This window comes from Streptomyces sp. L500 (assembly GCF_054551825.1).
Genome location: NZ_JBTOLC010000004.1, coordinates 1 through 26932, shown reverse-complemented (window position 1 = coordinate 26932; position 26932 = coordinate 1). Strand labels below are relative to the sequence as shown.

The following is a 26932-nucleotide window of genomic DNA, read 5'->3' as shown; positions in this document are numbered from 1 at the left end:
AAGGTACCGGTTCCGCACCCGCCGTCACCCGGTCACGGACGAAGGCCCGGGCCGAGCCGGTGAACCCGGGGCCGCGGCACGGCGACCCGGTACCGTAAACAGAATGACCACTTCGCGGGAGAACGGCAGCACCGGCGGCGGTACGGCGGCGGGGCCGCGCACACTCGCCGAGGAGCTGCGGGGGCGGCCCGACGACGCCCTCGCCGATCTCCTGCGCGCCCGGCCCGACCTGCTCAGTCCCGTGCCCGGCGACCTCACCCAGCTCGCCACCCGCGCCGCCACCCGGGCCTCCGTCGTCCGGGCGCTGGACCGGCTGGACCGGTTCGCGCTCCAGGTCGCCGAGGCGCTGGCCGTGGCCCCCGACCCCTGCCCGTACGGGACGCTCGCCGCACTCATGAACGGCGACCGACCGGATGACCCGAGGGTCGCCGCCGAGCTCCCGCGCGCCGTCGCCACACTGCGCGAGACGGCCCTGGTGTGGGGCGGTGAGGACCGGCTGCGGCTGGTGCGCACCGCCCGCGAGCTCCTCGCGCCCTCCGCCGGGCACCCGTCCCCCACCGGGTTGGGCCCGGCCGTCGCCGAGGTGACGGCCGGAATGTCACCGGGCCGGCTCCAGGAGATCATCGCGGCGGCCGGGCTGCCCGCCACCCACGATCCGGTGACCGCCGTGGCAGCGCTGACCTCCCTCTTCGAGGACCGCGAGCGCATGGCCGCGCTGCTCGCCGACGCGCCCGCCGAGTCCCTGGCCGTGCTCGGCAAGCTCCAGTGGGGCCCGCCCTACGGCACGGTCACCGCCACGCCCGCCCCCCACCTGCGCTGGCTCCTCGACCGGGGCCTGCTGCTGACCGTCACGCCCGGCAACGTCGTCCTGCCCCGCGAAGCGGCCCTCCACCTGCGCGCCGGGCGCGCGCACCGCACGACCGAGCCGGTCGCGCCCGACCTCGCGCCCGTCACCGAGCACTCCCCCCAGGTCGTCGACGCGACCGCCGCCGGAGCGGCGTTCACCGCGCTGACGACCGTCGAGGAGCTCCTCGCCGACTGGGAGACCGCCGGCCCGCTCGTGCTGCGCGCGGGCGGCCTGAGCGTCCGGGACCTCAAGCGCGCCGCGACCCGTCTGGACACCACCGAGACGGCCGCCGCGTTCTGGGCCGAGCTGGCGTACGCGGCGGGCCTGCTCGCCTCCGACGGCGACGTCGACGAGCGCTACGCCCCCACCCCCGCCTACGACGACTGGCTGCCGCTGCCCGCCGAGCACCGCTGGCGGCGCCTGGCCACGGCGTGGCTGGCCATGACCCGCACGCCGGGCCTCACGGGCGAGAAGGACGCCAAGGGCCGCACCCTCGCCGCCCTCGGCCCGGACCTCGACCGCTCCCCCGCCCCCGAGGTCCGCCGGCGGGTGCTGACCCTCCTCGCCGGGCTGCCCGCCGGGGCGTCCGTGGCCGAGGAGACGCTGCTGGCCCGGCTCCGCTGGGAGCGGCCGCCGCGCCCGGCGGCCCCGGACGCGCCCGAGGACACCCGCTCGCGGCTGGCCCGCTGGGCGCTGGCCGAGGCGGAGCTGCTGGGCGTGACGAACCGGGGCGCGCTCTCCGCGCCCGGCCGGGCCCTGCTCGACGCTCCCGACCGGGCCGCCGGCCTGCTCGCCCCGCTGCTGCCCGAACCGCTGGACCACGTCCTGCTCCAGGCGGACCTGACCGCCGTCGCCCCCGGCCCGCTGCGGCGCCCGCTCGCGCAGGCCCTGGCGGTGCTCGCGGACATCGAGTCCAAGGGCGGCGCGACCGTCTACCGCTTCACCCCCGACTCGGTGCGCCGCGCCCTGGACGCGGGCCGCACGGCGGCCGACCTCCACGCGTTCCTCACCGCCCACTCGCGCACGCCCGTGCCCCAGCCTCTCGCCTATCTGGTGGACGACGTGGCCCGGCGGCACGGCCGGCTGCGGGTCGGCGCGGCGTCGTCGTACCTGCGCTGCGACGACGAGGCGGTCCTCGGCGAGATCCTCGCCGACCGCCGTTCGGCACCGCTGCGGCTGCGCCGGCTCGCCGGGACCGTCCTGGCGGCGCAGGTCGCGCCCGACGCGCTGCTGGAGGGGCTGCGGGCGATGGGGTACGCGCCGGCGGCCGAGTCCGCCGAGGGCGACGTGGTGGTCAGCCGCGCCGACGTCCACCGCACGCCGCCGCGCACCGCCCCGGCGCCCGTCCCCGACGGTCCGCCCGTGCCCGACGCGACGCTGCTGGGCGCCGCCGTCCGCGCGGTCCGGGCGGGCGACCTGGCCGCCACGGCCGAGCGCAAGCCCGTCGCCGCCCCGGCCCCCGCCGACGGCGGGCTGCCCCGCACCACGTCCGCCGACACCCTCGCCACGGTCCAGGCCGCCGTCCTCACCGGCGCCGCCGTCTGGATCGGCTACGTCAACGCGGAGGGCGCGGCCAGCCAGCGCGTCATCGCCCCGATCCGCGTGGAGGGCGGCTTCGTCACGGCGTACGACCACACGGCGGACGAGGTCCGGACGTATCCGCTGCACCGCATCACGGGAGTGGCGGAACTGGCGGACGACGTGGTGTGACGTCCTCGGGGCCGGGGCCCCTCACACCGAACGCGTACGTCGCCCCGAACCCCACCCCGTATCCCACCGCCAGACCCGCCCCGTAGACCACCACCGCCCTCACCGGCCCGTGGTTCCCCGCCAGGAGCGGGAACAGCGCCCACCCCGACGGCCCGATGGCCGTCGCCCCCACCGAGTACCCCAGCTGGTGGCAGAGCCCCACGAACGCGCCCCCGAACGCGCCCCCCACGCACGCCGTGGCGAACGGCCTGCCCAGTGGCAGCGAAACCCCGTAGATCAGCGGCTCCCCGATGCCGAGAAGCGCTGCCGGAAGGGCGGAACGGATCACCCTGCGCACCGACACGTCACGCGCGAGCCGGACGTAGACCGCCAGCGCCGCCCCCACCTGTCCCGCGCCCGCCATCGCGAGCAGCGGCAGCAGAACGGTGGAGCCCCGCTCGGCGATGAGCGTGGTGTGGATGGGGATCAGCGCCTGGTGGAGGCCCAGCATCACCAGCGGCAGGAACAGCCCGCCCAGCGCGAAGCCCGCCACCGCGCCCCCGTTGGCCAGCAGCCACTCCGCGCAGCGGCCGATCGCCGCCGACACCTCGCCCGCCACGAACATCAGCCCGTACAGCGTCACCAGCCCCGGCAGCAGCACCGTCAGGAAGGGCGTCACCAGCACGTCCAGGGCCTCCGGCACCACCCGCCGGCACGCCTTCTCCACGACCGTCCCCAGCAGCGCCGCGCCCATCGCCCCCAGCACCCCGCCCTGCCCGGGGGCCAGTTGCCGCCCGAACACGGTGACGTGCGCGACGCCCGGATGGACGATGACGGCCGCGACCGCCCCACCCAGCACGGGCGTGCCGCCGAACTCCTTCGCCGTCCGGTACCCGACGAACACCGCGATCAGCGACATGAAGCCGGAGGCGATCGCGGACAGCGCCGGGACGAGCGCGGGCAGCCAGCGCAGATTGGCCAGCAGCCCGGCGGCTCCCGCGATGACGCCGCAGCCGACGAGGGCGGGGATCAGCGGGACGAAGATCTGGGCGAGGCGGCGGAGGAAGAGCTTGCCGGGCGTGGCGTTACGGGCCCGCCGCCGTTCCCGCAGCGCGGCGCCGCGCTCGGCGAGGACGTCGGCGGAGGCAGGGCCACGGCCTGGCGAGGCCGGGGAAGCGGCGTCCACCAGTCGCTCCAGCTCCGGCGCCACCCGGGCGACCGTCCCCGGCCCCAGCACGATCTGCCACGACTCCCCGTCCTCCACCACGCCCAGCACGCCCGGCAGCGCCCGCAGTTCCGCGCCCCGGACGAGTGCGCGGTCCGCGACCGTCACGCGCAGCCGGGTCATGCAGTGGCCGACGGTACGGACGTTGCCGGCGCCGCCGAGGAGGGGGAGGAGGGCGGCGGCGGTGTCCTGATGGTTCATCAGGGCATGACGGTACGGCCGTGACGGGTGATCAGCCGTGCGCCGCGCCCGCCGCGCGCAGGGCGGCCCGCAGATGGCCGTGCGCCGCCTCCAGCAGCCGGGCGGCCGTGGGCCCGTCGACCTCGCCGAGGAGGATCAGGATGGCGTTCTTCACCTCGCCGCCGGCGTCGGTCAGCGCCGCCTCGATCTCCTCGTCCGCCGCGCCCGTGGCGAGAGAGACGATCCGCCGGGAACGGGCGCGCAGCTTGTCGTTGGAGGCACGGACGTCGACCATGAGGTTCCCGTAGGTCTTGCCGAGCCGCATCATCGTGATCGTCGAGATCATGTTGAGGACGAGCTTCTGCGCCGTGCCCGCCTTCAGCCGGGTGGAGCCGGTGAGGAGTTCGGGCCCCACGACGACCTCGACGGCGTGCTCGGCGGCCGCGCCCAGCGCCGAACCGGCGTTGCAGGCCAGCCCCACCGTGAGCGCCCCGGCCGCGCGGGCGTGCCGGACGGCCCCCACGGCGTAGGGGGTGCGGCCCGAGGCGGACACGCCGACGACCGTGTCGTCGGGCCCGAGCTCCAGCGCGTCCAGGTCGGCGGCGGCCCGCGCCGCGTCGTCCTCGGCCCCTTCGACGGCCGCCACCAGGGCCTCGGGGCCGCCCGCTATCAGGCCGACGACCTGCCCGGGGCCGGTGTTGAACGTCGGCGGGCACTCGCTCGCGTCCAGCACGCCCAGCCGCCCGGCCGTGCCCGCGCCCGCGTAGATCAGCCGGCCGCCGCGCGCCATGCGCTCGGCGGCCGCGTCGATGGCCGCGGCGATCTCGGGGAGCCGGGCCGCGACGGCGGCGGCCACGCCGGCGTCCTCCGCGTTCATGATCCCGGCGATGTCCCGGGTGGGCAGCCGGTCGATGTCGGCGAGGTCGGGCCGGAACGCCTCCGTGGTGAGGGCGGCCAGCTGCGCCCCGAGCGCGACCGGGTCGGCGGAGGAGTCCATGGGCGGTTCCTTGTCGGTCTGTCGGTCTCAGCGCCGGTCGCGCGGGGCGTGCCGGTGGGCCAGCGCCTCGTAGGAGGCGGACAGGGCGGGCGCCGCGCGTTCGTACGTCCGCTGCGCGACCCCGATGAACAGGCAGTCCACCACGAGCAGCTGGCTCGTGCGGCTCGACATGGCCGCCGGGCGCAGCTCGCTCTCCCGGGCGGAGGACGTGGTGAGGATGTGATCGGCGTACTGGGCGATCTCCCCGTCGGGCCGCCCGGTGATCGCGACCGTGGTCGCCCCGCGCTCGAAGGCGACGCGCAGCGGTTCGATGACGTCGGTGGTGCGCCCGGAGTGGGTGATGGCGATGGCCACGTCCCCGGAGCACAGCTGGACGGCGTTGGTGACGGCCAGGTGGGGATCTGCGGGCGCGTGCGCGATCAGGCCGATGCGCAGCAGCTTCTGGACGAGGTCCTGGCCGACGAGGTTGGAGGCGCCGATCCCGTAGACGTCGACGCGCCGGGCGGCGGTGAGGGCGGCGACGGCCGCCTCCAGCGCGGCCGCGTCGAGCCCGGCGGCGGTGTCCGCCAGGCACTGGGCCTCCTCCTGGGCGAGCTTGGCGACGACGCGGGCCAGCGGGTCGTCGACGGCGATGTCGGCGGTGACGGCGGGCGCCCGGCCCGCCGCCTGCTCGGCCGCGAGCGCGGCGAGCGCGAGCCGCAGATCGCGGTAGCCGGGGTAGCCGAGGACGCGGGCGGTGCGCACGACGGTGGCCTCGCTGGTGCCCGTGCGCTCCGCGAGCCCGGTGACGGTGAGCGCCGCGGACCCTGCCGGGTCGCCCGCCACGGTCTCGGCGACGCGCTGCATGGAGCGGGTCATGGACGGCGCGAGGGTGCGCACCTTGGCGGCCAGGGCGGCGGGCGGGGTAGGGAGCGCCGGACGGGAAGTGATGGCAGTTTCCTTCACCTTGCTGCTCACATCGTGAAAGGTATTTTCGGCCCGGTGTGCCGTCAACCCTCCGGGCGCCCGACAATGGATCGCATGGAGCTCGAACAGGCACTGCACACGGCACGCGCGCTCGTCCTCGCCGATCTGGTGGCGGGCGACGCGGCCGACGCCGACGTCGTCTCACTGGTCGAGGACGCGGTCGCGCACCGGCGGTGGTGGGTCGAGCAGTGGCCCGAGGGCACGGCGTTCCTGCCCGGCCTGGTGGCCCAGGACGTCCAGGACGCCCTGCTGGAACGGCACGGCCGCTGGCCCCTGTGCCCGGTCTGCACGGACACGGGCGACCCCCACGCCCTGGAGGTCGAGCCGGAGCTCGGCCCCGACCCGCACTGGGCCTGCGCCAAGCAGGCCGTGCTGATCGCGCCCGTGGGCTCCCTGGGGACGGCCCTCGGTCACGGCCACGGCCACGAACACGGGCACGAGCACGGGCACGGGCACTGACCGGATGGCGTTCCGGTGACCCTCTACATCGACCCGCCGAACTGGCCGGGCCACGGCCGCATGTGGTCCCACCTGGTCAGCGATGTCTCCTTCGACGAACTCCACACCTTCGCCGCCGGCCTGGGCCTGCCCTGCCAGGCGTTCGACGGCGATCACTACGACGTGCTGTCGACGACGTACGGGGACGCCGTGCGGCTGGGCGCGGTGGAGGTGAGCAGCCGTGAGGTGGTGCGGCTGCTGAGGGGGGCGGGGCTGCGGAGGCGGAAGCGGAGCGGCGTCAGCCGGTGAGCAGCTCCAGCTCGGCGGTGAGGTTGCGCCGCGCCAGCAGCTCCCAGCGGTCGTGACCGAGCGGGGTGCGGAACAGCCTGGGCAGCGCCAGCAGCTGGCGGAGCACGGCGGCGCGGCCCTCGCGGAAGACGTCGTCGGGCACGAAGCCGTACTCCTCGCGGACGGCCGCCGCGTAGTGGGCGTACTCGTGCGGCGTGCCGCCGAGGACGGCGAGGTCGGCGTCGCAGAGGGTCTCGCCGTCGCGGTCGCCGGGGGCGGGGTCGTGGCTGGTGGTGAGCCGGACGAGGCGGGCGACCTCGGTGGTACGGGTGTGGTCCAGGCCGAGCTCGGGCAGGGCGCGCTCGGCGAGGTGGGCGGAGCGCTCCTCGTTCTCGGAGCGGTCGGGGCGGTAGACGGCGTCGTGGAACCAGGCGGCGAGCCGGACGGTCTCGATGTCCTCGGCGTGGGGGGCGAGCGTGTCGAGGTGGCCGAGGACGGCGGCGAGGTGGTCGACCGTGTGGTAGCGACGCTGCGGCTCCCCCCAGCGCGCCAGGAGGTCGTCGGCGTACGGGCCGGGGTCCGGCCCGTCGGCGGTGCGGACCCGTTCGACGGTCTCCCGCCAGCGGGCGTGCAGGGCCTCGTGGGGACTCGTGGCTGCCATGACTCGATTATGTGCCCCGTAGGAGGGGTGATTGAGGGGACGGCCGCGTGCACGGCCCGCGCGTGTGGCAGGCTTGAGTACATGTCTAGACCAATTCTTGAGGTAATCGCGCTCGGCCCCGAGGACGCGGCGGCCGCACAGGCCGGAGGTGCGGACCGGCTCGAACTGGTCAGCGACATGGCCGCCGACGGCCTCACCCCCACCCGGGAGACCTTCGCCGCCGTACGGGACGCCGTCGACATCCCCGTACGGGTGATGCTGCGCGCCACGGACGGCTTCTCGGCGGGCGGCGCGGCGGCGCTGGAGGCCCTGTGCGGCACGGCGCGGGCGCTGCGGGCGGAGGGGGCGGAGGAGTTCGTCCTCGGCTTCCTGACCGACGACGGCCGGGCCGACCTCCCGGCGGTGGCGGCCCTCGCCGACGCGGTCGGGCCCCGGGCCCGCTGGACCTTCCACCGCGCGATCGACCGCGCGGCGGACCGCGACGCACTGCGCAAGCAGCTCGCCGACCAGCCCGGTCTCGACACCTACCTCACCGCCGGCGCCGCCTCCGGCGTCGACGACGGCCTCGCCACGCTCCTCGCCGAGGCGACGCGCCGCGACGAGCCCGGCTACGAGCCGCAGATCATGGTCGGCGGCGGGCTGAAGCTCAAGCACGTGCCCGTGCTGCGGTCGGCGGGCCTCACCGCCTTCCACATCGGCGGCGCGGCGCGCCCCTCCGGCTGGGACTCCCCGGTCTCGGCGGACGCGGTCGCCGCGTGGCGGGTGGCGCTGGACGCCTAGCGCGGGGCCCGGCGCAGGGGTCCGGGGCGGAGCCCCGGGAAACGGGAAGGGGCGGGACAGGGGCCCCTTCCCCGCCGCGACGGCGCCCAGCCGAGACGTACCGGCCCGGCGGTGCCGAACAACCGCACCCGGCCGACCCGGCCGACCCGGCACCCGGCAAGCTCACCCCAGCGCCCCCGGCAAGGGCTCCGCGTGCACCACCGTCAGCCCCGAAACCGCCCGCGTCAGCGCCACGTACAGCCGTCGCAGCCCCGTCCGCTCGTCCGGCTCCCCCGCCACCACCGCCGCGGGCTCGTCCAGCACGACGTAGTCGTACTCCAGGCCCTTGGCCAGCGATGCCGGCACGAGCGTCAGCCGTGCCGCCTCCGTCGTCTCCTCGCCCGGGGCGAGATACGGCAGCCCCGCCGCCGTCAACAGCTCCCCCAGCGCCGCGACCCGCGAGTCCGCCGCGATCAGGCCGACGGATCCCTCCCGCGCCAGCGCCTCGCCGCACGCGGCGAGCACCGCGTCGTCCAGCCCGTCGAGCGCCACCGCCCGTACCGCGAAGTCGCCCGGCGACTCCCGCATGGACGTCGCCGCCGCCAGCCCCGGCGCGATCGCGGGCAGCAGCCGCGACGCGTACGCGATGACCTCGCGCGGCACGCGGAAGCCCTGCGTCAGCTCTTCCACCGCCGCCTCCGGCTTGCCCAGGTGGGTCAGGGCCTCCGCCCAGCTCGACGTCGCCCACGGCGTCGTGCCCTGCGCGAGGTCGCCGAGGATCGTCGCCGAACCGGTCGTGCAGCGGCGGCCCACCGCGCGGTACTGCATGGGCGAGAGGTCCTGCGCCTCGTCCAGGACCACATGGCCCAGCGATGGGGTGCGCGCCACGAGGTCCGTCGCCTCGTCGATGAGCACCGCGTCCGCCGCCGACCACTTCGCCGACCGGACGCTCCGGGCCGGCCGGGCCCACAGCACGGTCCGCTGCTCGTCCTCCGTCAGCACGCCCGCCGCGTGCTCCGCCAGGAACTCCGCGTCGGACAGCAGCCGCAGCACCAGTTTCGCCGGGTCGACGGCCGGCCACACGGCCTTGACGGCCGCCTTCACGGCCGCGTTGCGCGCGACCGCGTCCTGCACCCGGTCGTCGGGGGCCTCGCCGGCCTCCTCCATGCGGACGAGCACGGCGTGGGCGATGCGCTGCGGCAGCGCGTCGCGCGCGGCGCCGTAGCGGATGTCGCGGTCGAGCAACTCCCGCACGATCTCCTCGATCTCGTACGCCGGGACCCGCCAGCGCCGCGACCCGCGCACGACGACCACCGGCTCCACCGGCATCGTCACCCCCGCGCGCACCGCGCGCCGCAGCACCTCGGCCATCCGGGCGTCGCCCTTGATTCGCGCGGCGTCGGCGGAGTCCGCGCCCCGCACCTCCACATGGCCGACGAGGTCGTCGACGGTCGCCTGCGCGACGTTCAACTCGCCCAGGGCGGGCAGCACTTGCTCGATGTAGCGGAGGAAGGACCGGTTCGGGCCGATGACGAGCGTGCCGGTGCGGGCGAGGCGCTCGCGGTGGGCGTAGAGCAGGTACGCGACCCGGTGCAGCCCGACGGCAGTCTTCCCGGTGCCGGGCGCGCCCTGGACGCACACCGTGCCGCCGATGCCCGCGCGGACGATCTCGTCCTGCTCGGGCTGGATGGTCGCGACGATGTCCCGCATGGGGCCGACGCGCGGCCGTTCGATCTCGGTCTGGAGCAGCCGGCTCGCCTGCTCGCCGCCCGCCGCGTCCGTGAGGTCCTCGTCCTCGTAGGCGGTCAACTCGCCCCCGGTGTAACCGAACCGGCGGCGCGTCCCGACGTCCATCGGGTCCTTCTTCGAGGCCCGGTAGAACGGCTGGGAGACCGGCGCCCGCCAGTCGATCACCATCGGGTCGCCGTCGGCGTCGTGGACGTGCCGCCGCCCGATGTAGAAGCGCTCGCCCTCCGCGCCCTCCGCCTTCTCCGCTCCCGGCGCGTGGAGGTAGTCCAGCCGGCCGAAGAAGAGCGGGGTGTGCGCGAGATCGGCGAGGGCGGCGATGCGCTCGTCGATCTGCCGCTGGAGGACGGCGGCGTTGACCCAGTTGGCCGTGACGTCCTTGATGTCGAGCGCCTCGACATCGGCCCGCATCGCCCGCAACGCGGCGCGGGACGAGGCGAGATGGGCACGCTCGCGCTCCAGGGGATCGTTCGCGTTCACGGATTGCGCGGGCACGGATTGCGCGGGCACGGCGGAGCCTCCAGACGTACGGCGGACGAGCGGAAGCCGCCGGTTTCCGTCCGGACGGCGGCGCTCCCGGGAACGTCGTCGCGAAGGGGCGACCGACGCGGGAGGCGGCGGGAAGGGTGGATTGTAGTCACTCGTCCCCAGGGCGCGCGAATGATTTTTCCGCGCGCCCCGGGGACGCGTCAGGGGCGCCGTCCACCTCCGGTAGGGCACCCCATGGGTCTTGGGTCGTACGGCCCCACCCGCGCGTTTACACCGGCAGGCCGACGCCCGCGCGCGTTCCGGAAGCCACCATGGAAGACATGACCACCACTTCCGTCACCCCGGCCACCGCCCCCTCGTTCTCCTTCGCCGACGCCCTGCGCGCCATCAAGGCATTCGCGGGCGCGGCCGTCAGCGTCGTCGTCCTCGGCGAGTACGCCGACAAGCGCCGGGCCTGAAGGACCCCGCGTCAGGCGTCCTCCCCCGCCAGCAGCGAGTCCGCGTCCACGATCCGGTACGCGTACCCCTGCTCCGCGAGGAACCGCTGGCGGTGCGCCGCGAAGTCCTGGTCGACCGTGTCCCGGGCGACCACCGAGTAGAAGCGCGCCTCGTGCCCGTCGGCCTTCGGACGCAGCACCCGGCCCAGCCGCTGGGCCTCCTCCTGCCGGGAGCCGAAGGTGCCCGACACCTGGATGGCGACCGTCGCCTCCGGCAGGTCGATCGAGAAGTTGGCGACCTTGGAGACGACCAGCACCGAGATCTCGCCCGCCCGGAAGGCGTCGAAGAGCTTCTCGCGCTGGGCGTTGGTCGTCTCGCCCTTGATCACGGGCGCGTCCAGGTGCTCGCCCAGCTCGTCGAGCTGGTCGATGTACTGGCCGATGACCAGCGTCTGCTCCCCCCGGTGCTTGTGCACCAGGGCCTCGGTGACCTTCCGCTTGGTGGCGGTCGTCGCGCAGTACCGGTACTTCTCCTCCGTCTCGGCCGTCGCGTAGGCCAGCCGCTCGGAGTCGGTGAGGTTGACGCGCACCTCGACACAGTCGGCGGGGGCGATATAGCCCTGGGCCTCGATCTCCTTCCAGGGCGCGTCGAAGCGCTTGGGCCCGATGAGGGAGAAGACGTCGGACTCGCGGCCGTCCTCGCGCACCAGCGTCGCGGTCAGCCCGAGCCGTCGCCGGGCCTGGAGGTCGGCGGTGAACTTGAAGACGGGCGCGGGCAGCAGGTGCACCTCGTCGTAGACGACCAGGCCCCAGTCCCGGGAGTCGAAGAGCTCCAGATGCGGGTAGACGCCCTTCCGCCTGGTCGTCAGCACCTGGTAGGTGGCGATGGTGACCGGGCGGATCTCCTTGCGCGTACCGCTGTACTCGCCGATCTCGTCCTCGGTCAGCGAGGTGCGCTTCACCAGCTCGTGCTTCCACTGACGCGCGGAGACGGTGTTGGTGACCAGGATCAGCGTCGTCGCCTTCGCCATGGCCATCGCGCCCGCGCCGACGAGCGTCTTGCCGGCGCCGCAGGGCAGCACGACCACGCCCGAGCCGCCGTGCCAGAACCCCTCCACGGCCTGCCGCTGGTACGGGCGCAGGGCCCAGCCGTCCTCGGCGAGCTCGATGGGGTGGGCCTCGCCGTCCACATATCCGGCGAGGTCCTCGGCGGGCCAGCCCAGCTTGAGGAGCGTCTGCTTGATCTGGCCGCGCTCGGAGGGGTGGACGGCGACGGTGTCCGGGTCGATCCGGGCGCCCACCAGCGGCTTGATCTTCTTCGAGCGGAGGATCTCCTCCAGCACGGGCCGGTCGGTGCTCTCCAGCACCAGGCCGTGCACCGGGTGCTTGACCAGCTTCAGCCGCCCGTAGCGGGCCATGGTCTCGGCGATGTCGACGAGCAGGGCGTGCGGCACGGGGTAGCGGGAGTACGAGACGAGCGCGTCGACGACCTGCTCGGCGTCGTGCCCGGCGGCCCGCGCGTTCCACAGCCCCAGCGGGGTCACCCGGTAGGTGTGGATGTGCTCGGGCGCGCGCTCCAGCTCCGCGAAGGCGGCGATGGCGCGCCGGCACTCGTCGGCACGCTCGTGGTCCACCTCCAGCAGCAGGGTCTTGTCGCTCTGGACGATCAGGGGTCCGCTCACGCCTCGGCCTTCCACTTCGCTTCGCGCACGGGGAGAAGCTTCCAGTGTCCCTTATCCGCCCGGTGCGGGAGGAGCCATCACCCGGTGAAGCCGGTCGGGCTCACGATCCGGTAGAGCTCGTCCAGGGTGCGCGGGAGCGGCCCCGGAGGCAGGACACCGGTGTCGCGGAAGGCGGCGACGGCCTCGGTGAGCGCCACGCCGGCCTCCTGGGAGCGGCCGACCGCGTCCTGAGCGGAGGCGAGGTTGAACAGGGCGACGCCTTCCTTGTACCGGTCGGCGGTGTCGCGGTAGCAGGCGACGGCCTCGGCGTACGCGTCGACCGACTCCGCCGGGCGTCCGGTGCGGCCGAGGGCGGTGGCCAGATTGGTCAGGGCCATGCCTTCGCCGTCGCGGTCGGCCAGGCGCCGGAAGCCGGTGATCGATTCTTCGAGCGGAGCCACGGCCTCCGCGGGGCGCTCCGCCGTGAGCAGGGCGAGCCCGAGGTTGCTCAGGGCGGTGGCCTCGTCGTGCGGGGCGCGGGAGAGGCGGAAGGCGTCGACGGCCCGGGTCTGGGCGTCGATCGCCTCCTCGAAGCGGCCCTGGCGGCTGTGGACGACGCCGAGGTTGGTGAGGGCCTGGGCCTCGCAGTGGCGGTCGTCGAGTTCGCGGAAGGCGGTGCGGGCCTCGGTGAGGGCCGTGGCCGCCTCGTCGAGCCGGCCGTCCTCCCGCAGGACCGTGCCGAGGTTGTTGAGGGCCAGCGCCGCGCCCCGGCGGTCGCCGATCTCCTCGCAGATCGCGACGTCCTGGCGGTACACCTCGACGGCCTCGGCGAAGCGCCGCAGGTCCTGGAGGACCAGGCCGAGGTTGGTGAGCGCGCTGCCCTCGGCGCGGCGGTCGCCGGTGTCCCGGTGAATGGCGATGGCGGCTTCCAGGGCGGGGATCGCCTCGTCGAAGCGGCGCGTCTCCCACAGCACGAGACCGAGGTTGCCCAGGGTCCCGCCCTCACCGGCGCGGTCGTCCAGCCCCCGGTAGAGGGCCGTCGCCAGTTCCAGGGTCGCGGCGGCCTCGTCGAACCGTCTCAGGTGGCGGAGCGCGATGCTGACGTTGTTGAGCACCTCCGCCTTGGCGAGCGGCCAGTCGAGGTCCATGGCCACCCGCATGGCCGTGGACCCCAGGCGCAGCCAGTCGTCGAAGTGACGGCGCAGGGACAGGTAATCGGTGAGCACTTCGAACACGATCAGCGACGCCTTGGGCGCGCCCAGGCCGGGGGCCGCCAGCGCGGTGGCGACGAGGTTGGCGCGTTCGTCGTCGAGCCAGGCCACGGCCCGTTCCCGGGTGGTGAAACGCGGCCCGGGGCCGGCCCCGGTGGCGGGCTGCAGCCAGCCGGAAGCATCGGAGGCGGTGCCCACGTAGTACTGGAAGAGCCGTTCGACGGCCTTGGCCGGGGCGTCCTCCTCCTCGTGCGCCTCGCCCTGTTCGGCCGCGTACAGCCGCATCAGGTCGTGCAGCCGCCAGCGCCCGTACACGGCGCCCGGCTCGATCAGATGGCCCCGGGCCAGCGTGTGGAGCAGTTCCTCCACGGCGTACGGGTCGGCGCCGGCGAGGTGGACGGCGGCCTCGGTCGACAGGTCGGGGCCGGGGTTGAGCGGCAGCAGCCGGAAGAGACGGGCCTGCTCGGGGCGCAGGTGCGCGTAGGAGAGGCCGAACACCGCGCGGACGGTGACGTCCTCACGGGCGAGGCGCTCCAGCCGGCGGCGGCTGTCGGCGAGGGCGTCGGCCATGGAGGCCAGGGGCCGGCCGGGCAGGTCGGCGAGGAGGGCGGCGACGATCCGCAGGGCCAGCGGGAGCCGGCCGCAGAGGTCCGCGAGTCCGGCGGCCGCCGCGGGGTCGTCGGCGACGCGGGTGTCGCCGGGGCCCCGGGCCTCGCGCAGGGCCTGACGCAGCAGGTCCACGGCGGACGCGGCGTCCAGTTCGGACAGGTCGAGCAGGCGGGCACCGAGTCCGCCGAGGGTGTGCCGGGAGGTGACGAGGACGGGGACGCGGGGGTCGGCGGGGAGCAGGGGACGGGCCTGTTCGGCCGTTCCGGCGTTGTCCACGACGACGAGGACGCGGCGCCCCTGGTCGGCGTAGGCGGACAGAACGGAACCGTAGAGCCGGGCGCGGTCCTGGAGGTCGGCGGGGACGTGTTCGTCGGGTATGCCGAGGGCGCGCAGCAGGGAGCCCAGGGCGCGTTCGGGGGTGAGGCGGCGTTCGTCGTCGTAGCCGAAGAGGTCGACGAACAGGACGCCGCCGGGGAACCAGCCGTCCTGGTCCAGCGCGTGCCGGGCGGCCTGGAGGACCAGCTCGGTCTTGCCGACGCCGGGCAGGCCGGCCACGGCCCACACCCTGGGGGCGTCCCCGGCGGGCGGGCCGGGGCGCAGCGCGTCGGCGAGGAGGGCGAGGTCGGCGTCGCGGCCGGTGAAGGTGCCGGCGGCCGGGGGCAGTCCGGTCAGGGCGGGGGTGATCTCCCTGGGCAGTTCGAGGGTGATGTGCCGGCCCTGGGCGACGACGTTGAAGTAGACGCCGCCGGTGATCTCGTTGTGCATGCCCAGCCCCCCCGGCCTCCGCTCCTGTGGCTTCACACCGTACGGGCGCGCGGGGGCTCCCGTACGGGAAAACGCCACCGGGGCGGCACCCCCGTGAGGGTGCCGCCCCGGTGGACCGCAGGACGGTCGATCAACCTGTCGGGTCGATCAGAAGTCCATGTCACCGCCCGGCATGCCGCCCGGAGCGGCCGCGGCGGCCTTCTCCGGCTTGTCGGCGATGACGGCCTCGGTGGTCAGGAACAGCGCGGCGATGGACGCGGCGTTCTGCAGGGCGGAGCGGGTGACCTTCGCCGGGTCGATGATGCCCTCGGCGATCATGTCGACGTACTCGCCCGTGGCGGCGTTGAGGCCGTGGCCCGGGGTCAGGTTGCGCACCTTCTCCACGATGACGCCACCCTCGAGGCCGGCGTTCACGGAGATCTGCTTCAGCGGGGCCTCCAGGGCCAGCTTCACAGCGGCGGCACCGGTGGCCTCGTCGCCCTCGAGCTCGAGCTTCTCGAAGACCGAGGAAGCCTGGAGCAGGGCCACGCCACCACCGGCGACGATGCCCTCCTCGACGGCGGCCTTGGCGTTGCGGACGGCGTCCTCGATGCGGTGCTTGCGCTCCTTGAGCTCCACCTCGGTGGCGGCACCGGCCTTGATGACGGCCACGCCGCCGGCCAGCTTCGCCAGGCGCTCCTGGAGCTTCTCGCGGTCGTAGTCCGAGTCGCTGTTCTCGATCTCGGCGCGGATCTGGTTGACGCGGCCCTGGACCTGGTCGCTGTCACCGGCACCGTCGACGATCGTCGTCTCGTCCTTGGTGATGACGACCTTGCGGGCGCGGCCGAGCAGGTCGAGACCGGCGTTCTCCAGCTTGAGGCCGACCTCCTCGGAGATGACCGTGCCACCGGTGAGGATGGCGATGTCGCCCAGCATGGCCTTGCGGCGGTCGCCGAAGCCCGGGGCCTTGACGGCGACGGACTTGAAGGTGCCGCGGATCTTGTTGACGACCAGGGTCGACAGGGCCTCGCCCTCGACGTCCTCGGCGATGATCAGCAGCGGCTTGCCGGACTGCATGACCTTCTCGAGGAGCGGCAGCAGGTCCTTGACCGAGCTGACCTTCGAGTTGACGATCAGGATGTACGGGTCCTCCAGCGAGGCCTCCATACGCTCCATGTCGGTGGCGAAGTACGCCGAGATGTAGCCCTTGTCGAAGCGCATACCCTCGGTGAGCTCCAGCTCCAGACCGAAGGTCTGGGACTCCTCGACGGTGATGACGCCTTCCTTGCCGACCTTGTCCATGGCCTCGGCGATCAGCTCGCCGATCTGGGTGTCGGCGGCGGAGATGGAGGCGGTGGAGGCGATCTGCTCCTTGGTCTCCACGTCCTTGGCCTGCTCGAGCAGGGCGGCGGAGACGGCCTCGACGGCCTTCTCGATACCGCGCTTCAGGGCCATCGGGTTGGCACCGGCGGCCACGTTGCGCAGGCCCTCGCGGACGAGCGCCTGGGCGAGGACGGTCGCGGTCGTCGTGCCGTCACCGGCGACGTCGTCCGTCTTCTTCGCGACCTCCTTGACCAGCTCGGCGCCGATCTTCTCGTACGGGTCCTCGAGCTCGATCTCCTTGGCGATGGACACACCATCGTTGGTGATCGTGGGGGCGCCCCACTTCTTCTCGAGGACGACGTTCCGGCCCTTGGGGCCGAGGGTGACCTTGACGGCGTCGGCGAGCTGGTTCATCCCGCGCTCGAGACCGCGCCGTGCCTCCTCGTCGAACGCGATGATCTTGGCCATGTGAAGTGGTCCTCCCAGGACGGGGTGGAGACTGCTCCGGACCGCGCTGGTGCCCGCGACGGACGGCCTGCGTGCCCCGCGGTTCCTTGCCCCGCTTGGCTCGCCGACCTCACCGACGGTCCAAATCTGTCACTCTCACTCGGAGAGTGCTAAGCCCAATGATTAGCACTCGACCCCTGCGAGTGCAAGCGCCTCACACCAACCTGCCCCGTGCCGGACGACCCCACACCTGGACGCGCCCGGAGGCGACAGGGGCGGGACGCGGACGCGCGAGGGGCCCGCGTCGTAAAGACGCGGGCCCCTCGGCGAGCTGAGTGAGCCGGTGGTCGATGCGCGCCGGTCAGGCGGTCACCTTGACCATGTCCGCCTGCGGCCCCTTCTGGCCCTGCGAGATTTCGAACTCGACCCGCTGCCCCTCCTCGAGGGTGCGGTAGCCGTCCATCTGGATCGCGCTGTAGTGGACGAAAACATCCGCACCACCGTCGACCGCGATGAAGCCGTACCCCTTCTCCGCGTTGAACCACTTGACGGTGCCCTGAGCCATGCCTAACTCCCCTATTACTGGCCCTTGCACAGGACCGCACCTCGCGGACCCGGGTCAGACCTCACCCCCAGACAGGTTGGGGGTGTGCGCCGGAACGCGTCGACCGCCGCTGAATGTATCTGCACGGATGCCGTCTGCAACAGGTCAGTCGGACGAGAATTCCGGGCGCGGCCGATCGGTTATTACCGCCTATTTCGCCAGCTTCTCGGGCAAGTCGGACCGGGCATAACGCAACCAACCCGGCAATTCGTGCACACGTTGTGGGCACAACTTGACGGGTTCTCATATGCGTTCGGCAGTGACACCGGAGGGGGAACGCCCCAACTGTATCGCGGTTCAACAGACGGAATCACCCCGTCCGTTTTACGGGCGGGGTGATTCCGGTGAATTCCGCAGGAACGCTTCGGAAGGGTCGGGCCAAGGGTCCGGGGGGCCGGAAGCCTTGGGAGAGCGGCCCGGTCGGGCCGCCCCGGCCGGGCCGTCCCGGTCAGCCGCCGGCGACCGCCGGAATGATCGACACCCCGGCGCCATCCGGAGTGGCCGCTTCCAGTCCGCCCTCGAACCGTACGTCGTCGTCATTGACGTACACATTCACGAAACGGCGCAGCTTTCCGCTCTCGTCGAGAACGCGGGCGGCGATTCCGGGGTGGTTCTTCTCCAGGCAGGCGATCACTTCACCGAGAGTGGCCCCTTCGGCGGAGACTTCCGACTTACCGGAGGTGTAGGTGCGAAGGATGGTGGGAATGCGGACGTTGACGCTCATGGGATCACCTTTGGTTTGAGGAAGGAAACGGCCGGGCAATGGCCCGCTCGGCAATGGCCCCGATCAAAGGCCCGCGAGCCCCGCCGCCCGGAACGCGCTCAGCGAAGGCGGAATCGTCGCCGTCGGCCCCGCCGCCACCGCGTCCAGCGTCTTGAGCCCGTCGCCCGTGTTGAGCACGACGGTGGTCAGGGACGGATCCAGCCGCCCGTCCTCCAGCAGCTTCCGGGTGACCCCGACCGTCACCCCGCCCGCCGTCTCCGCGAAGATCCCCTCCGTCCGGGCCAGCAGCCGGATGGCCTCGACGATCCGCTCGTCGTCCACGTCCTCCACGGCCCCGCCCGTGCGCCGGGCGATGTCGAGCACGTACGGCCCGTCGGCGGGGTTGCCGATGGCCAGGGACTTCGCGATGGTGTCCGGCTTCACCGGCCGCACCACCTCGTGTCCGTCCTTGAAGGCGCGCGAGACCGGCGCGCACCCCTCGGCCTGCGCGCCGAAGATCCGGTACGGCCGGTCCTCGACCAGCCCCAGCGCGACGAGCTCCTTCAGCCCCTTGTCGATCTTCGTCAGCTGCGACCCCGAGGCGACCGGCACCACGATCTGGTCCGGCAGCCGCCAGCCCAGCTGCTCGCAGATCTCGTACGCCAGCGTCTTGGAGCCCTCCCCGTAGTAGGGCCGCAGATTGACGTTGACGAAACCCCAGCCCTCGCCCAGCGGGTCGCCGATGAGCTCGCTGCAGAATCGGTTGACGTCGTCGTACGTGCCCTCGATGCCCACCAGCTCGCCGCCGTAGACAGCGGCCATCACGACCTTGCCGGCCTCCAGGTCGTGCGGGATGAAGACACAGGACCGCAGGCCCGCGCGCGCCGCCGCGGCGCCCACCGCTCCGGCCAGGTTCCCCGTCGAGGAGCACGAGAGGGTGGTGAAGCCGAAGGCGCGCGCCGCCTCGACGGCGATGGCGACGACGCGGTCCTTGAAGGAGTGGGTGGGGTTGCCGGAGTCGTCCTTGACGTACAGCCCGCCGGTGACGCCCAGCTCGCGGGCGAGGTTGTCGGCCTTGACGAGCTTGGTGAAGCCGGGGTTGAGGTTCGGCCGGTCCGCGACGTCGGCGGGGACGGGCAGCAGGGGGGCGTAGCGCCAGATGTTCGCGGGTCCGGCCTCGATGCGGCGGCGCAGCGTCTCGGGGTCGCCGGCCGGGAGCTCGTAGGCCACCTCGAGAGGGCCGAAGCAGCTCACGCAGGCGAAGGAGGGACCGAGCGGGAAGCGCTCGCCGCACTCGCGGCAGGAGAGCGCGACGGCGGGCCCGAAGGACGCGGTGGTGTGAGGTACGGAGGTACGACTTTCAACGGCTTCGACAGCCATGGAGGCGAGGCCCTTTCTCCTCATCTTCCTCGCGGCGAACGTCACCACGAGACGGATTTGGCACCTTCCCCGCCGGGAGCCTCGCGTCGTACGACCGAGACCAGCTGGAGGGTTGCCGGGGCTTCAACGGGCCGTGTCCCTCTGCCCCTCTGGATGAGCGGTATGGCCCGGGCGCGCCCGGGCGTTTGTGCGCGCGACGACCCCGACATAGGACGGCCGTCCGCGTTGTTCAAGACTGTAACGGAAGGGGTGGCCGCTTGAGAGGGCCGTCCGAACCGCGAGATGTGTCACAACGAGGAGTCATGCACGTGCTGGAAGAGGTGGAGCGCTGGCTCGCCCGGCGGTCCTGGTCCGCCGCCGACCGTCCGCTCGACCAGCTGCTGGCCGCCAAGGGCGAGGCGGGCACCACGGTCAGCGTGGTGCTGCCGGCTCTGAACGAGGAGGCGACGGTCGGCGAGATCGTGGCGACGATCCGCCGCGAGCTCATGAGCGAGGCCGTGCCGCTGGTGGACGAGCTGGTGGTGCTGGACTCCGGTTCCACGGACCGGACGGCCGAGGTCGCGGCGGCGGCCGGCGCGCGCGTCGCGCACCGCGACGAGATCCTGCCGCGGCTGCCCGCGCTGCCGGGCAAGGGCGAGGTGCTGTGGCGGTCCCTGCTGGCGACGACGGGCGACGTCGTCTGCTTCGTCGACGCGGACCTGAAGGACTTCTCCAGCGACTTCGTCTCGGGGATCGTCGGCCCGCTGCTGACCGATCCCGGGGTGCAGTTCGTCAAGGCGATGTACGACCGTCCGCTGGGTGAGGTCGCGGGGCAGGGCGGCCGGGTCACCGAGCTGGTGGCGCGCCCGCTGCTGAACCTCCACTGGCCGCAGCTCGCGGGCTTCGTCCAGCCGCTGGGCGGCGAGTACGCGGCCCGCCGCTCGCTGCTGGAGCGGCTGCCGTTCCCCGTGGGCTACGGCGTGGAGCTGGGCCTGCTCGTGGACGCGCTGCACACGGTGGGGCTGGACGCGCTGGCGCAGGTCGACGTGGGCGTGCGCAAGCACCGCCACCAGGACGGCCGGGCGCTGGGCCGGATGGCCGCGACGATCTACCGCACGGCGCAGGTGCGGCTGGCCCGGGGCCATCTGGTGCGTCCGGCGCTCACCCAGTTCGAGCGCACGGCGGAGGGGTTCGTGCCGCGGACGTACGCCGTGGACACGGAGGAGCGGCCGCCGATGGCGGAGATACCGGAGTACGCCCGGCGGCGCGCGGCGTAGCCGCCCGGATGGGGAACGGAGTGTTCCCCCTGTGGCACCCGACGAGCCGTGCGTACGTTTGAGCGGTTCCCCGGGGGGCAAGGCTGGCGTCATGGTCGCTGAGCATCCCCAGCCCGCCCCGGTAACCGCCGCCCCGGCAGCCGCCGCGCCCATCGTCGTGGCGTCCAACCGGGGGCCGGTCTCGTACGCGCTGCGCGAGGACGGCTCGCTGGCGGCCGGGCGGGGCGGCGGCGGGCTGGTGTCCGGGCTGAGCGAGATCGGGCGGGACCCGCGGGGCGCGGCGGCGGTGTGGGTGTGTGCCGCGCTGGGCGAGGGCGACCGGCTGGCGGCGTCCCGCGCGGGCCGAAGACTCGACCCGGCCGACACGGGCGGGCTGCGGGTGCGGATGCTGGACATCCCGGCCGGGACGTTCTCCGCCGCGTACAACGGCGTGGCCAACTCCGTGCTGTGGTTCGCCCATCACATGCTCTGGCAGACCCCGCTCGAACCGGTATTCGACAAGGGGTTCCGGTCGCAGTGGGCGGCCTACGAGGCGTACAACACCGCCTTCGCGGACGCGATCGCCGAGGAGGCGGCGGAGGGCGCCGTCGTCCTCGTCCAGGACTACCACCTCACCCTCGTCCCCGCGCTGCTCCGCGCCCGCCGCCCCGACCTGCGCGTCGGCCACTTCTCCCACACCCCGTGGGCCCCGCCGGACTACTACCGGCTGCTGCCGGACGACGTCGCCGAGCAGGTGCTGCGCGGCGTCCTCGGCGGCGACCGGGCCGCCTTCCTGACCCGGCGCTGGGCGGAGGCGTTCGCCGCGTGCTGCGCGGACGTCCTGGGGGCCGAGGTGGTGCGCGAGGAGCACGGGGGCGCGGCGGCGGTGCGCTTCGCGGGCCGTACGACCCTGCTCGGCGTCCACGCGCTCGGCGCGGACGCCGACTTCCTGCGCGAGCGCGCGCACCGGCCGGACGTGGAGGAGCGGCTGACGGCCCTGCGGGAGCAGATCGGGCCCGGCCGCCGGACGATCCTGCGGGTCGACCGCACGGAGCTGTCCAAGAACATCGTCCGCGGCCTCCACGCCTACCGCCGGCTGCTGGAGGACCACCCCCACTGGCGGGGCCGGGTGACCCACCTCGCCTTCGCCTACCCCTCCCGGCAGGATCTGGCGGTCTACCGCGACTACACCGCCGAGGTGCAGCGCGTCGCCGACGCGGTCAACGCGGAGTTCGGCACGGCCGACTGGCAGCCGGTGATCCTGCATGTGAAGGACGACTTCGCCCGTTCCCTGGCCGCCTACCGGATGGCGGACGTCGCGCTGGTCAACCCCATTCGCGACGGCATGAACCTGGTGGCCAAGGAGGTCCCGGCCGTCTCCGACCACGGCTGCGTCCTCGTGCTCTCCCGCGAGGCCGGGGCGGCGGCGGAGCTCGCCGGGGAGGCGATCGTCGTCAACCCGTACGACGTCGAGGCGACGGCGCGCGCCCTGCACGTGGCCCTGCTGATGGACCCGGCGGAACGCGCGGAACGTGCCGAACGACTCGCCACGGCCGCGACCCGGCTACCGCCGGCCCGCTGGTTCACGGAGCAACTGCACGCGCTGGAGGGGGACGCCCCGTAGGGGTGCGCCCCGCCAGGGGCGCGGGGAACTGCGCGAACGGCCACGGACGGCCCGCAGCCGCCCACCCCGCCGGAGCGCACGGCGCTGTCGGCACGGCCACACGTGCGGACCGTCCGTGGCCGTTCGCGCCCGCGCGGCGGCAGCCGCATATCGACCCCGCCCCGCGCCCCTTGCGGGGCGCGCACGGCGCGTTCGCGCACCGTGCCCGTGCGGGCCGACGCCTCCACCGCGCGGCACCCCCCACGAGGCGGACGGGTAGCCATGCACCCATGCCGAACGCTCCGCGCTGGGCCGCCGCCGCGGCCGCCACCACGCTCATAGCCGTCACCGCCACCGGCTGTTCCTCCGACTCCGACAGCGGCAAGGACGCCGGCTCCAAGGCGGCGAAGGCCGGCACCTCGGCCTCCCCGTCGGGCACCTCGTCCTCGTCATCGCCCTCGGCCGGAGGCGCCGCCGCCGTCCCGGTCGGACCGGGTCCCCAGGGCTCGTACACCGTCCAGAAGCAGCCCGAACCGGGCACCTGCGCCTACCGGTACACCGCCGCCAAGGAACCCCTCCCGGACCCCAAGTGCACCCCGGGCGCGACCAACCCCAAGGTCACCCAGGCGACCCTCAAGACCACCATCTGCCGCAGCGGTTACACCGCCGACATCCGCCCCGGCACCAACATCACCAGCCGGGAGAAGACCGCGAACGCGGCCTCCTACGGCTACAAGGGCCCGCTGAAGGACGCCGAGTACGACCACCTCATCAGCCTCCAGCTCGGCGGCGACCCCAACGACCCGCGCAATCTGTGGGTCCAGCCGCCCTCCCCCGGCCACAAGGCGGGAGCCGGGCCGAACAACCCCAAGGACGTGGTCGAGAGCAAGCTCAAGGCCGCGATCTGCTCGGGGAAGACGGAGCTGGCGAAGGCCCAGCAGGCGATCGTCAAGGACTGGACGACCGCGCTGTCGGTGCTCGGCCTGACGAACGAGAAGCCGGCCGCGAAGGACCCGAAGGCGGAAGAGGGCGAATAGGGCGAACAGGGCTCAACCGAGCCGGTCCGCCAAGGCGGCCAGGAGCTCCACCACCCCCGCCGGACCGTCCACCACGAGATCCGCCCGCTCGGCGAGCACGGCGACCTCGGCGCTGCCGCTGCACACCAGGGTGCCCGGCACCCCCTCGGTGCGCAGCTTCTCGACCGCCGCGAAGGCGGCGAGATCGCCGAGGTCGTCACCGGCGTAGAGGACGGCGGAGGCGCCGCTCTCCCGGACGTACTCGGCGAGGGCCACGCCCTTGTCCATGCCCGGGGGCCGCAGCTCCAGCACCAGCCGGCCGGGTTCGACGATCAGGCCGTGGCGCTCGGCGAGGGCGCCCAGCGGCGCGCGCAGGGCGTCGTAGACGGCCTGGGGGTCGTCGGCGCGGCGGGTGTGGACGGCGATGGCGCGGCCGGCCTTGTTCTCGATGTGCACGGTCTCGATCCACGAACCACGCCAGGCGCCCGATTCGTCCAGTACGCCGGGGAGTTCCGCCTGGACGGCCGCCACGCCCGGGTGCGGGGCGGGGGCGTGGACGGTGCCGGTGACGGCGTCCCAGCGTTCGGCGCCGTAGTGGCCGAGCACCACCAGGTGCTCCAGGCCCGGGACCCCGGCGAAGCCGCCGTAGCGCACGGCCACCCCGGCGGGGCGGCCCGTCACCACGGCCACCGACCCCAGGAGCGGGGCGAGCCGGGCGAGGGCGGGCACGGCGCCGGGGTGGGCGCGGGCCTGCTCGGGGTCGGGGACGATCGGCGCGAGCGTGCCGTCGAAGTCGAGGGCGACGACCGCGCGTTCCGGCCGCGCCAGCAGCGCGGCCAGGCCGTCACGGCCGGCCTCGGTCACGGGTTCCGGGAGGAGGTGGCTGCCCATAAGGCGACCCTACCGGGGCGCCCGCCACGGGGGCGGGCGTATGCCGGCCTCGGCCGCCGTCTCAGCGGCGTGCGCGGCGCTCGTCCCGCAGCCGTCGCAGCCGGTTGACGGTGACGGGGTCGTGGGCGAGGGCGCGCGGATCGTCCAGGAGCGCGTTGAGCAGCTGGTAGTAGCGGGTGGGCGTGATGCCGAGGCGCTCGCGCACGACCCGCTCCTTGGCCCCCGGCCCCGGCCAGGACCGCCGTTCCAGGGCGAGCACGGCGAGATCGCGCTCGGACAGCCCGCTCCCGCCCTGGTCTTCCGGCCCGCCCTGGTCGTCGTCGCTCACGTCGTCCAACCTAACGGTCCGCCTTAACGGCCCGCGAGCTCCGCGGCCTCCGCCTCGCGCTGGATCTCGCCGAGCACGGCGGCCGGGTCGCCGCCCTTCTGCACGACCGTGCCCATCTTCTCCTTGATCGTGGCGCTGACCTTCGCCCAGGAGGTCTTGTCGGCGGGGTAGAACTCGGCGTTCTGGAGCTGGGAGAGGAACGGCCAGAGGGCCTCGTAGCGGCGGTCGCCCTGCATCGAGGCGGAGGCCGACTCGGTCACGGGCAGCAGGTCGTACTGACCGACGAAGCTCAGCACGTTGTCCTTGCTGAACACGAAGTCGAGCAGGGTGCCCAGCTGGTCGCGGTGGTCGTTCTGCTTGAAGGCCATCATCCAGTCGGCGACGCCCATGGTGGAGCTCGCCTTGCCCTTGACACCGGGCAGCGGGGCGATCTGGAAGTCGATCTTCCCGGCCCTGGCCTGCTGCATCAGGGTGGGGTGGCCGTGGAGCATGCCGACGTCGCCCTTGCAGAACGCGTCGAAGACGTCCTGGCGGTTGGTGCGGGCCGGGTCGTTCGGGCCGGTGAGGCCCTTGCCGACGAGCTCGTCGCGCAGCCAGGCGAACGCCTTGACGTTGGCCTCGGAGCTGATCGTGTAGGCACCGGTGTTGTCGGTGTAGCCACCGCCGCCGCCCAGCATCCACAGCATGGTCTCGGCGGGCGCCTCCTCGGGCCCCAGCGGCACGCCGAAAGGTATCTTCACGCCCGCCGCCTTGAGCTTGACCGCGGCCGCCTGGACCTCGTCCCAGCTCTCGGGCGCCTTCACGATGCCCGCCTTGGCGAACAGGGTCTTGTTGTAGAAGAGCATGCGGGTGCTGGAGACGAACGGCAGGCCGTACTGCACCCGGTGGACCTCGCCCGCCTTGGCGAGCGAGGAGATGAAGTCCGCCTGGGTGGGCACGGAGATCATCTGGTCGGCGCTGTAGAGCTTCCCGGCCGCGGCGAAGTCGGCGTACGCGCCGATCTGCGCGATGTCGGGGGCCTTGCCGGCCGCGACCATGTCGGCGACCTTCTTGTCGACCTCGGTCCAGCTGTAGACCTCGACGTCGAGCTTGACGCCCTTGTTCTTGGCCTCGAAGTCCTTGGCGAACTGCTCCCAGTACTTCTTGGAGCTGTTGGCCGGCTTGTCGCCATAGTCCGCCGCGACGAGCTTCAGCTTCTTGTCGCCACCGGGGCCGGAGCTCCCGCACGCCGTCAGCGCGGGCGCCAACGCCGCCGTCGCGGCACCCGCCGCCGTCATGCCCAAGAACCGCCGCCGCTGCACTACTGCTACCCACCTTGTGGTTCGTGTCCGCCGTGTGGAGACCGTGGAATCTCCCCCCTGGGATTCGCGAGTCCCGTGGAGACCGTGAGTTTCTCCCGCGCGCAACCATACGGTCTACGGCTCCGGGGTTTCGCTTCGGTATCGCCGTATCGCCCTTCCCCCAGGTCAAGGGGGCCTGCTATGCACGGGGACGACCGCTCATCCCGCAAGGAACGCTCATCCCACGAGGAGTAAGCGCATGAAGCCGTCCCTCACCCATCGTGAACTGATCACCCAGCCGGAGAGCTGGCGCCGGGCGGCCCGCGCCGCGTCCTCGGCCACCGGCCTTCCCGTTCCGGGGGAACGGGTCGCCGTCACCGGCTGCGGCACGTCGTGGTTCATGGCCCAGGCGTACGCGGCGCTGCGCGAGGCGGCCGGGCAGGGCGAGACGGACGCGTTCGCCGCGTCCGAGTTCCCGCGCGGCCGCGCGTACGACCGGGTCGTGGCGATCACGCGGTCCGGTACGACCACGGAGGTGCTGCGCGTGCTGGAGGGGGCGGGCGACACCCCGACGCTGGCGATCACCGCGGACGGGAAGACGCCCGTCGTGGACGCCGCGGCGGAGGTGGCCGTCCTGGACTGGGCGGACGAGGAGTCCGTCGTCCAGACGCGCTTCGCGACGACGGCGCTGGCGTTCCTGCGCGCGGGCCTTTCCCCGACCGGCGCGGCGGTGGCGGACGAGGCGGAACGGGCGCTGTCGGCGGCCTTGCCACCGGCCGTGGTGGAGGCGGAGCAGTGGACGTTCCTGGGCGCGGGCTGGGCGTACGGGCTGGCGCAGGAGGCGGCGCTGAAGATGCGGGAGGCGGCGGGGGCGTGGACGGAGGCGTACCCGGCGATGGAGTACCGCCACGGGCCGGTGGCGATCGCGGGACCGGGGCGGGTGGTGTGGTCGTTCGGGCCACTGCCGGAGGGGCTGGCGGCGGAGGTGGCCGCGACGGGGGCGACGCTGGTGGCGGAGGGGGGCGATCCGATGGCGGATCTGGTGCGGGCGCAGCGGCTGGCGGTGGCGGTGGCGGAGTCCAGGGGGCTGAACCCCGACGCGCCGCGCCACCTGACGCGGAGCGTGGTGCTTTCCGGCTGAGCGGGTGCGTTGTGGGTCGGGGGCGGGGTGGGGC

General features: G+C 73.7%; 23 protein-coding genes and 1 riboswitch. Of the genes, 9 read left to right on the top strand and 14 right to left on the bottom strand.

What is annotated here, in order from left to right; genetic code table 11:
- Window positions 1-103: 103 nt before the first annotated feature.
- Window positions 104-2557 carry a helicase-associated domain-containing protein gene (locus ACX9I7_RS06535; protein ID WP_459386756.1) on the top strand — a complete coding sequence of 818 codons (2454 nt, stop codon included), beginning with the start codon at window positions 104-106 and terminating at the stop codon, window positions 2555-2557.
- On the opposite strand, the gene ACX9I7_RS06530 is transcribed toward ACX9I7_RS06535, so the two are convergent.
- The 3 genes from ACX9I7_RS06530 to ACX9I7_RS06520 are packed head-to-tail and all read right to left on the bottom strand — an operon-like array spanning window position 2520 to window position 5895.
- Window positions 2520-3962 carry a PTS transporter subunit EIIC gene (locus ACX9I7_RS06530; protein ID WP_459386755.1) on the bottom strand — a complete coding sequence of 481 codons (1443 nt, stop codon included), beginning with the start codon at window positions 3960-3962 and terminating at the stop codon, window positions 2520-2522. The two genes, ACX9I7_RS06535 and ACX9I7_RS06530, sit on opposite strands and share 38 nt — an antisense overlap.
- 31 nt (window positions 3963-3993) lie before the next feature.
- Complete coding sequence (gene murQ / locus ACX9I7_RS06525; RefSeq protein WP_387575464.1) at window positions 3994-4938, bottom strand: N-acetylmuramic acid 6-phosphate etherase; 945 nt, start codon at window positions 4936-4938, stop codon at window positions 3994-3996.
- Window positions 4939-4965: 27 nt separating this feature from the next.
- Entirely contained in the window at window positions 4966-5895 is a 930-nt protein-coding gene (locus tag ACX9I7_RS06520) for a MurR/RpiR family transcriptional regulator (protein WP_387575466.1), read from the bottom strand.
- A gap of 63 nt (window positions 5896-5958) precedes the next feature.
- On the opposite strand from ACX9I7_RS06520, the gene ACX9I7_RS06515 reads away from it, so the two are divergent.
- Both ACX9I7_RS06515 and ACX9I7_RS06510 read left to right on the top strand, forming a co-directional pair.
- A complete protein-coding gene (locus tag ACX9I7_RS06515; RefSeq protein ID WP_459386754.1) occupies window positions 5959-6363 on the top strand; it encodes a hypothetical protein in 405 nt (134 codons plus the stop codon).
- Between the two features lie 15 nt (window positions 6364-6378).
- A complete protein-coding gene (locus ACX9I7_RS06510) occupies window positions 6379-6651 on the top strand; it encodes a DUF4031 domain-containing protein (RefSeq protein WP_189453287.1) in 273 nt (90 codons plus the stop codon).
- Here the strand turns inward: ACX9I7_RS06510 and ACX9I7_RS06505 are convergent.
- Window positions 6641-7291 (bottom strand): HD domain-containing protein, encoded by a 651-nt coding sequence (locus tag ACX9I7_RS06505; RefSeq protein ID WP_189453289.1) that lies wholly within the window; start codon window positions 7289-7291, stop codon window positions 6641-6643. The genes ACX9I7_RS06510 and ACX9I7_RS06505 overlap by 11 nt on opposite strands.
- An 81-nt stretch (window positions 7292-7372) precedes the next feature.
- Here ACX9I7_RS06505 and ACX9I7_RS06500 point away from each other — a divergent pair, with 81 nt between their 5' ends.
- Window positions 7373-8071, top strand: a complete 699-nt coding sequence (locus tag ACX9I7_RS06500; protein WP_459386753.1) for a copper homeostasis protein CutC — start codon at window positions 7373-7375, stop codon at window positions 8069-8071.
- 162 nt (window positions 8072-8233) lie between these two features.
- On the opposite strand, the gene ACX9I7_RS06495 is transcribed toward ACX9I7_RS06500, so the two are convergent.
- Window positions 8234-10306: a HelD family protein gene (locus ACX9I7_RS06495; protein WP_459386752.1), complete on the bottom strand. Its 2073-nt coding sequence runs from the start codon at window positions 10304-10306 to the stop codon at window positions 8234-8236.
- A gap of 299 nt (window positions 10307-10605) precedes the next feature.
- Here ACX9I7_RS06495 and ACX9I7_RS06490 point away from each other — a divergent pair, with 299 nt between their 5' ends.
- Window positions 10606-10743, top strand: coding sequence for a hypothetical protein (locus ACX9I7_RS06490; protein ID WP_189453294.1), 138 nt, complete (start codon window positions 10606-10608; stop codon window positions 10741-10743).
- Window positions 10744-10754: 11 nt separating this feature from the next.
- Here ACX9I7_RS06490 and ACX9I7_RS06485 read toward each other — a convergent pair whose 3' ends face one another.
- From ACX9I7_RS06485 to thrC, 6 genes are all read right to left on the bottom strand, one after another.
- Window positions 10755-12404 (bottom strand): DNA repair helicase XPB, encoded by a 1650-nt coding sequence (locus ACX9I7_RS06485; protein ID WP_189453296.1) that lies wholly within the window; start codon window positions 12402-12404, stop codon window positions 10755-10757.
- Window positions 12405-12481: 77 nt separating this feature from the next.
- The gene (locus ACX9I7_RS06480; RefSeq protein WP_459386751.1) at window positions 12482-14968 is read right to left on the bottom strand and encodes an ATP-binding protein; all 2487 of its coding nucleotides are present in this window, start codon (window positions 14966-14968) and stop codon (window positions 12482-12484) included.
- A 147-nt stretch (window positions 14969-15115) separates the two neighbouring features.
- Window positions 15116-16738 (bottom strand): chaperonin GroEL, encoded by a 1623-nt coding sequence (groL, locus tag ACX9I7_RS06475; protein ID WP_358633223.1) that lies wholly within the window; start codon window positions 16736-16738, stop codon window positions 15116-15118.
- 340 nt (window positions 16739-17078) lie between these two features.
- The gene (locus ACX9I7_RS06470; protein WP_004954158.1) at window positions 17079-17282 is read right to left on the bottom strand and encodes a cold-shock protein; all 204 of its coding nucleotides are present in this window, start codon (window positions 17280-17282) and stop codon (window positions 17079-17081) included.
- A gap of 487 nt (window positions 17283-17769) precedes the next feature.
- A complete protein-coding gene (locus tag ACX9I7_RS06465) occupies window positions 17770-18045 on the bottom strand; it encodes a MoaD/ThiS family protein (protein WP_459386750.1) in 276 nt (91 codons plus the stop codon).
- A gap of 63 nt (window positions 18046-18108) precedes the next feature.
- Window positions 18109-19404, bottom strand: coding sequence for a threonine synthase (gene thrC, locus ACX9I7_RS06460; RefSeq protein ID WP_387575489.1), 1296 nt, complete (start codon window positions 19402-19404; stop codon window positions 18109-18111).
- A 17-nt stretch (window positions 19405-19421) separates the two neighbouring features.
- Window positions 19422-19564, bottom strand: a riboswitch (SAM riboswitch).
- 148 nt (window positions 19565-19712) lie between these two features.
- Between thrC and ACX9I7_RS06455 the strand changes: the two genes are divergently transcribed.
- From ACX9I7_RS06455 to ACX9I7_RS06445, 3 genes are all read left to right on the top strand, one after another.
- A complete protein-coding gene (locus ACX9I7_RS06455) occupies window positions 19713-20660 on the top strand; it encodes a glucosyl-3-phosphoglycerate synthase (protein WP_358633302.1) in 948 nt (315 codons plus the stop codon).
- Window positions 20661-20751: 91 nt separating this feature from the next.
- Window positions 20752-22263, top strand: a complete 1512-nt coding sequence (locus tag ACX9I7_RS06450; protein ID WP_387575491.1) for an alpha,alpha-trehalose-phosphate synthase (UDP-forming) — start codon at window positions 20752-20754, stop codon at window positions 22261-22263.
- Between the two features lie 269 nt (window positions 22264-22532).
- The gene (locus ACX9I7_RS06445; RefSeq protein ID WP_387575493.1) at window positions 22533-23279 is read left to right on the top strand and encodes a hypothetical protein; all 747 of its coding nucleotides are present in this window, start codon (window positions 22533-22535) and stop codon (window positions 23277-23279) included.
- Between the two features lie 12 nt (window positions 23280-23291).
- On the opposite strand, the gene otsB is transcribed toward ACX9I7_RS06445, so the two are convergent.
- The 3 genes from otsB to ACX9I7_RS06430 form a co-directional block, all read right to left on the bottom strand.
- On the bottom strand, window positions 23292-24149 hold the full coding sequence (gene otsB / locus ACX9I7_RS06440; protein ID WP_387575495.1) for a trehalose-phosphatase: 858 nt from the start codon (window positions 24147-24149) through the stop codon (window positions 23292-23294).
- A 61-nt stretch (window positions 24150-24210) separates the two neighbouring features.
- Entirely contained in the window at window positions 24211-24477 is a 267-nt protein-coding gene (locus ACX9I7_RS06435) for a DUF3263 domain-containing protein (protein WP_459386749.1), read from the bottom strand.
- A gap of 23 nt (window positions 24478-24500) precedes the next feature.
- The gene (locus tag ACX9I7_RS06430) at window positions 24501-25754 is read right to left on the bottom strand and encodes an extracellular solute-binding protein (protein WP_387575499.1); all 1254 of its coding nucleotides are present in this window, start codon (window positions 25752-25754) and stop codon (window positions 24501-24503) included.
- 262 nt (window positions 25755-26016) lie between these two features.
- Between ACX9I7_RS06430 and ACX9I7_RS06425 the strand changes: the two genes are divergently transcribed.
- On the top strand, window positions 26017-26898 hold the full coding sequence (locus tag ACX9I7_RS06425) for an SIS domain-containing protein (protein WP_459386748.1): 882 nt from the start codon (window positions 26017-26019) through the stop codon (window positions 26896-26898).
- Window positions 26899-26932: the final 34 nt, after the last annotated feature.

What these genes read in the sequence shown, in the direction of transcription:
- ACX9I7_RS06535 (WP_459386756.1), top strand. Translation starts at nt 104, where the DNA reads ATGACCACTTCGCGGGAGAACGGCAGCACCGGCGGCGGTACGGCGGCG.
- ACX9I7_RS06530 (WP_459386755.1), bottom strand. Translation starts at nt 3,962, where the DNA reads ATGAACCATCAGGACACCGCCGCCGCCCTCCTCCCCCTCCTCGGCGGC.
- murQ (WP_387575464.1), bottom strand. Translation starts at nt 4,938, where the DNA reads ATGGACTCCTCCGCCGACCCGGTCGCGCTCGGGGCGCAGCTGGCCGCC.
- ACX9I7_RS06515 (WP_459386754.1), top strand. Translation starts at nt 5,959, where the DNA reads ATGGAGCTCGAACAGGCACTGCACACGGCACGCGCGCTCGTCCTCGCC.
- ACX9I7_RS06505 (WP_189453289.1), bottom strand. Translation starts at nt 7,291, where the DNA reads ATGGCAGCCACGAGTCCCCACGAGGCCCTGCACGCCCGCTGGCGGGAG.
- ACX9I7_RS06500 (WP_459386753.1), top strand. Translation starts at nt 7,373, where the DNA reads ATGTCTAGACCAATTCTTGAGGTAATCGCGCTCGGCCCCGAGGACGCG.
- ACX9I7_RS06490 (WP_189453294.1), top strand. Translation starts at nt 10,606, where the DNA reads ATGACCACCACTTCCGTCACCCCGGCCACCGCCCCCTCGTTCTCCTTC.
- ACX9I7_RS06480 (WP_459386751.1), bottom strand. Translation starts at nt 14,968, where the DNA reads ATGCACAACGAGATCACCGGCGGCGTCTACTTCAACGTCGTCGCCCAG.
- groL (WP_358633223.1), bottom strand. Translation starts at nt 16,738, where the DNA reads ATGGCCAAGATCATCGCGTTCGACGAGGAGGCACGGCGCGGTCTCGAG.
- ACX9I7_RS06470 (WP_004954158.1), bottom strand. Translation starts at nt 17,282, where the DNA reads ATGGCTCAGGGCACCGTCAAGTGGTTCAACGCGGAGAAGGGGTACGGC.
- ACX9I7_RS06465 (WP_459386750.1), bottom strand. Translation starts at nt 18,045, where the DNA reads ATGAGCGTCAACGTCCGCATTCCCACCATCCTTCGCACCTACACCTCC.
- thrC (WP_387575489.1), bottom strand. Translation starts at nt 19,404, where the DNA reads ATGGCTGTCGAAGCCGTTGAAAGTCGTACCTCCGTACCTCACACCACC.
- ACX9I7_RS06450 (WP_387575491.1), top strand. Translation starts at nt 20,752, where the DNA reads ATGGTCGCTGAGCATCCCCAGCCCGCCCCGGTAACCGCCGCCCCGGCA.
- ACX9I7_RS06445 (WP_387575493.1), top strand. Translation starts at nt 22,533, where the DNA reads ATGCCGAACGCTCCGCGCTGGGCCGCCGCCGCGGCCGCCACCACGCTC.
- otsB (WP_387575495.1), bottom strand. Translation starts at nt 24,149, where the DNA reads ATGGGCAGCCACCTCCTCCCGGAACCCGTGACCGAGGCCGGCCGTGAC.
- ACX9I7_RS06430 (WP_387575499.1), bottom strand. Translation starts at nt 25,754, where the DNA reads ATGACGGCGGCGGGTGCCGCGACGGCGGCGTTGGCGCCCGCGCTGACG.
- ACX9I7_RS06425 (WP_459386748.1), top strand. Translation starts at nt 26,017, where the DNA reads ATGAAGCCGTCCCTCACCCATCGTGAACTGATCACCCAGCCGGAGAGC.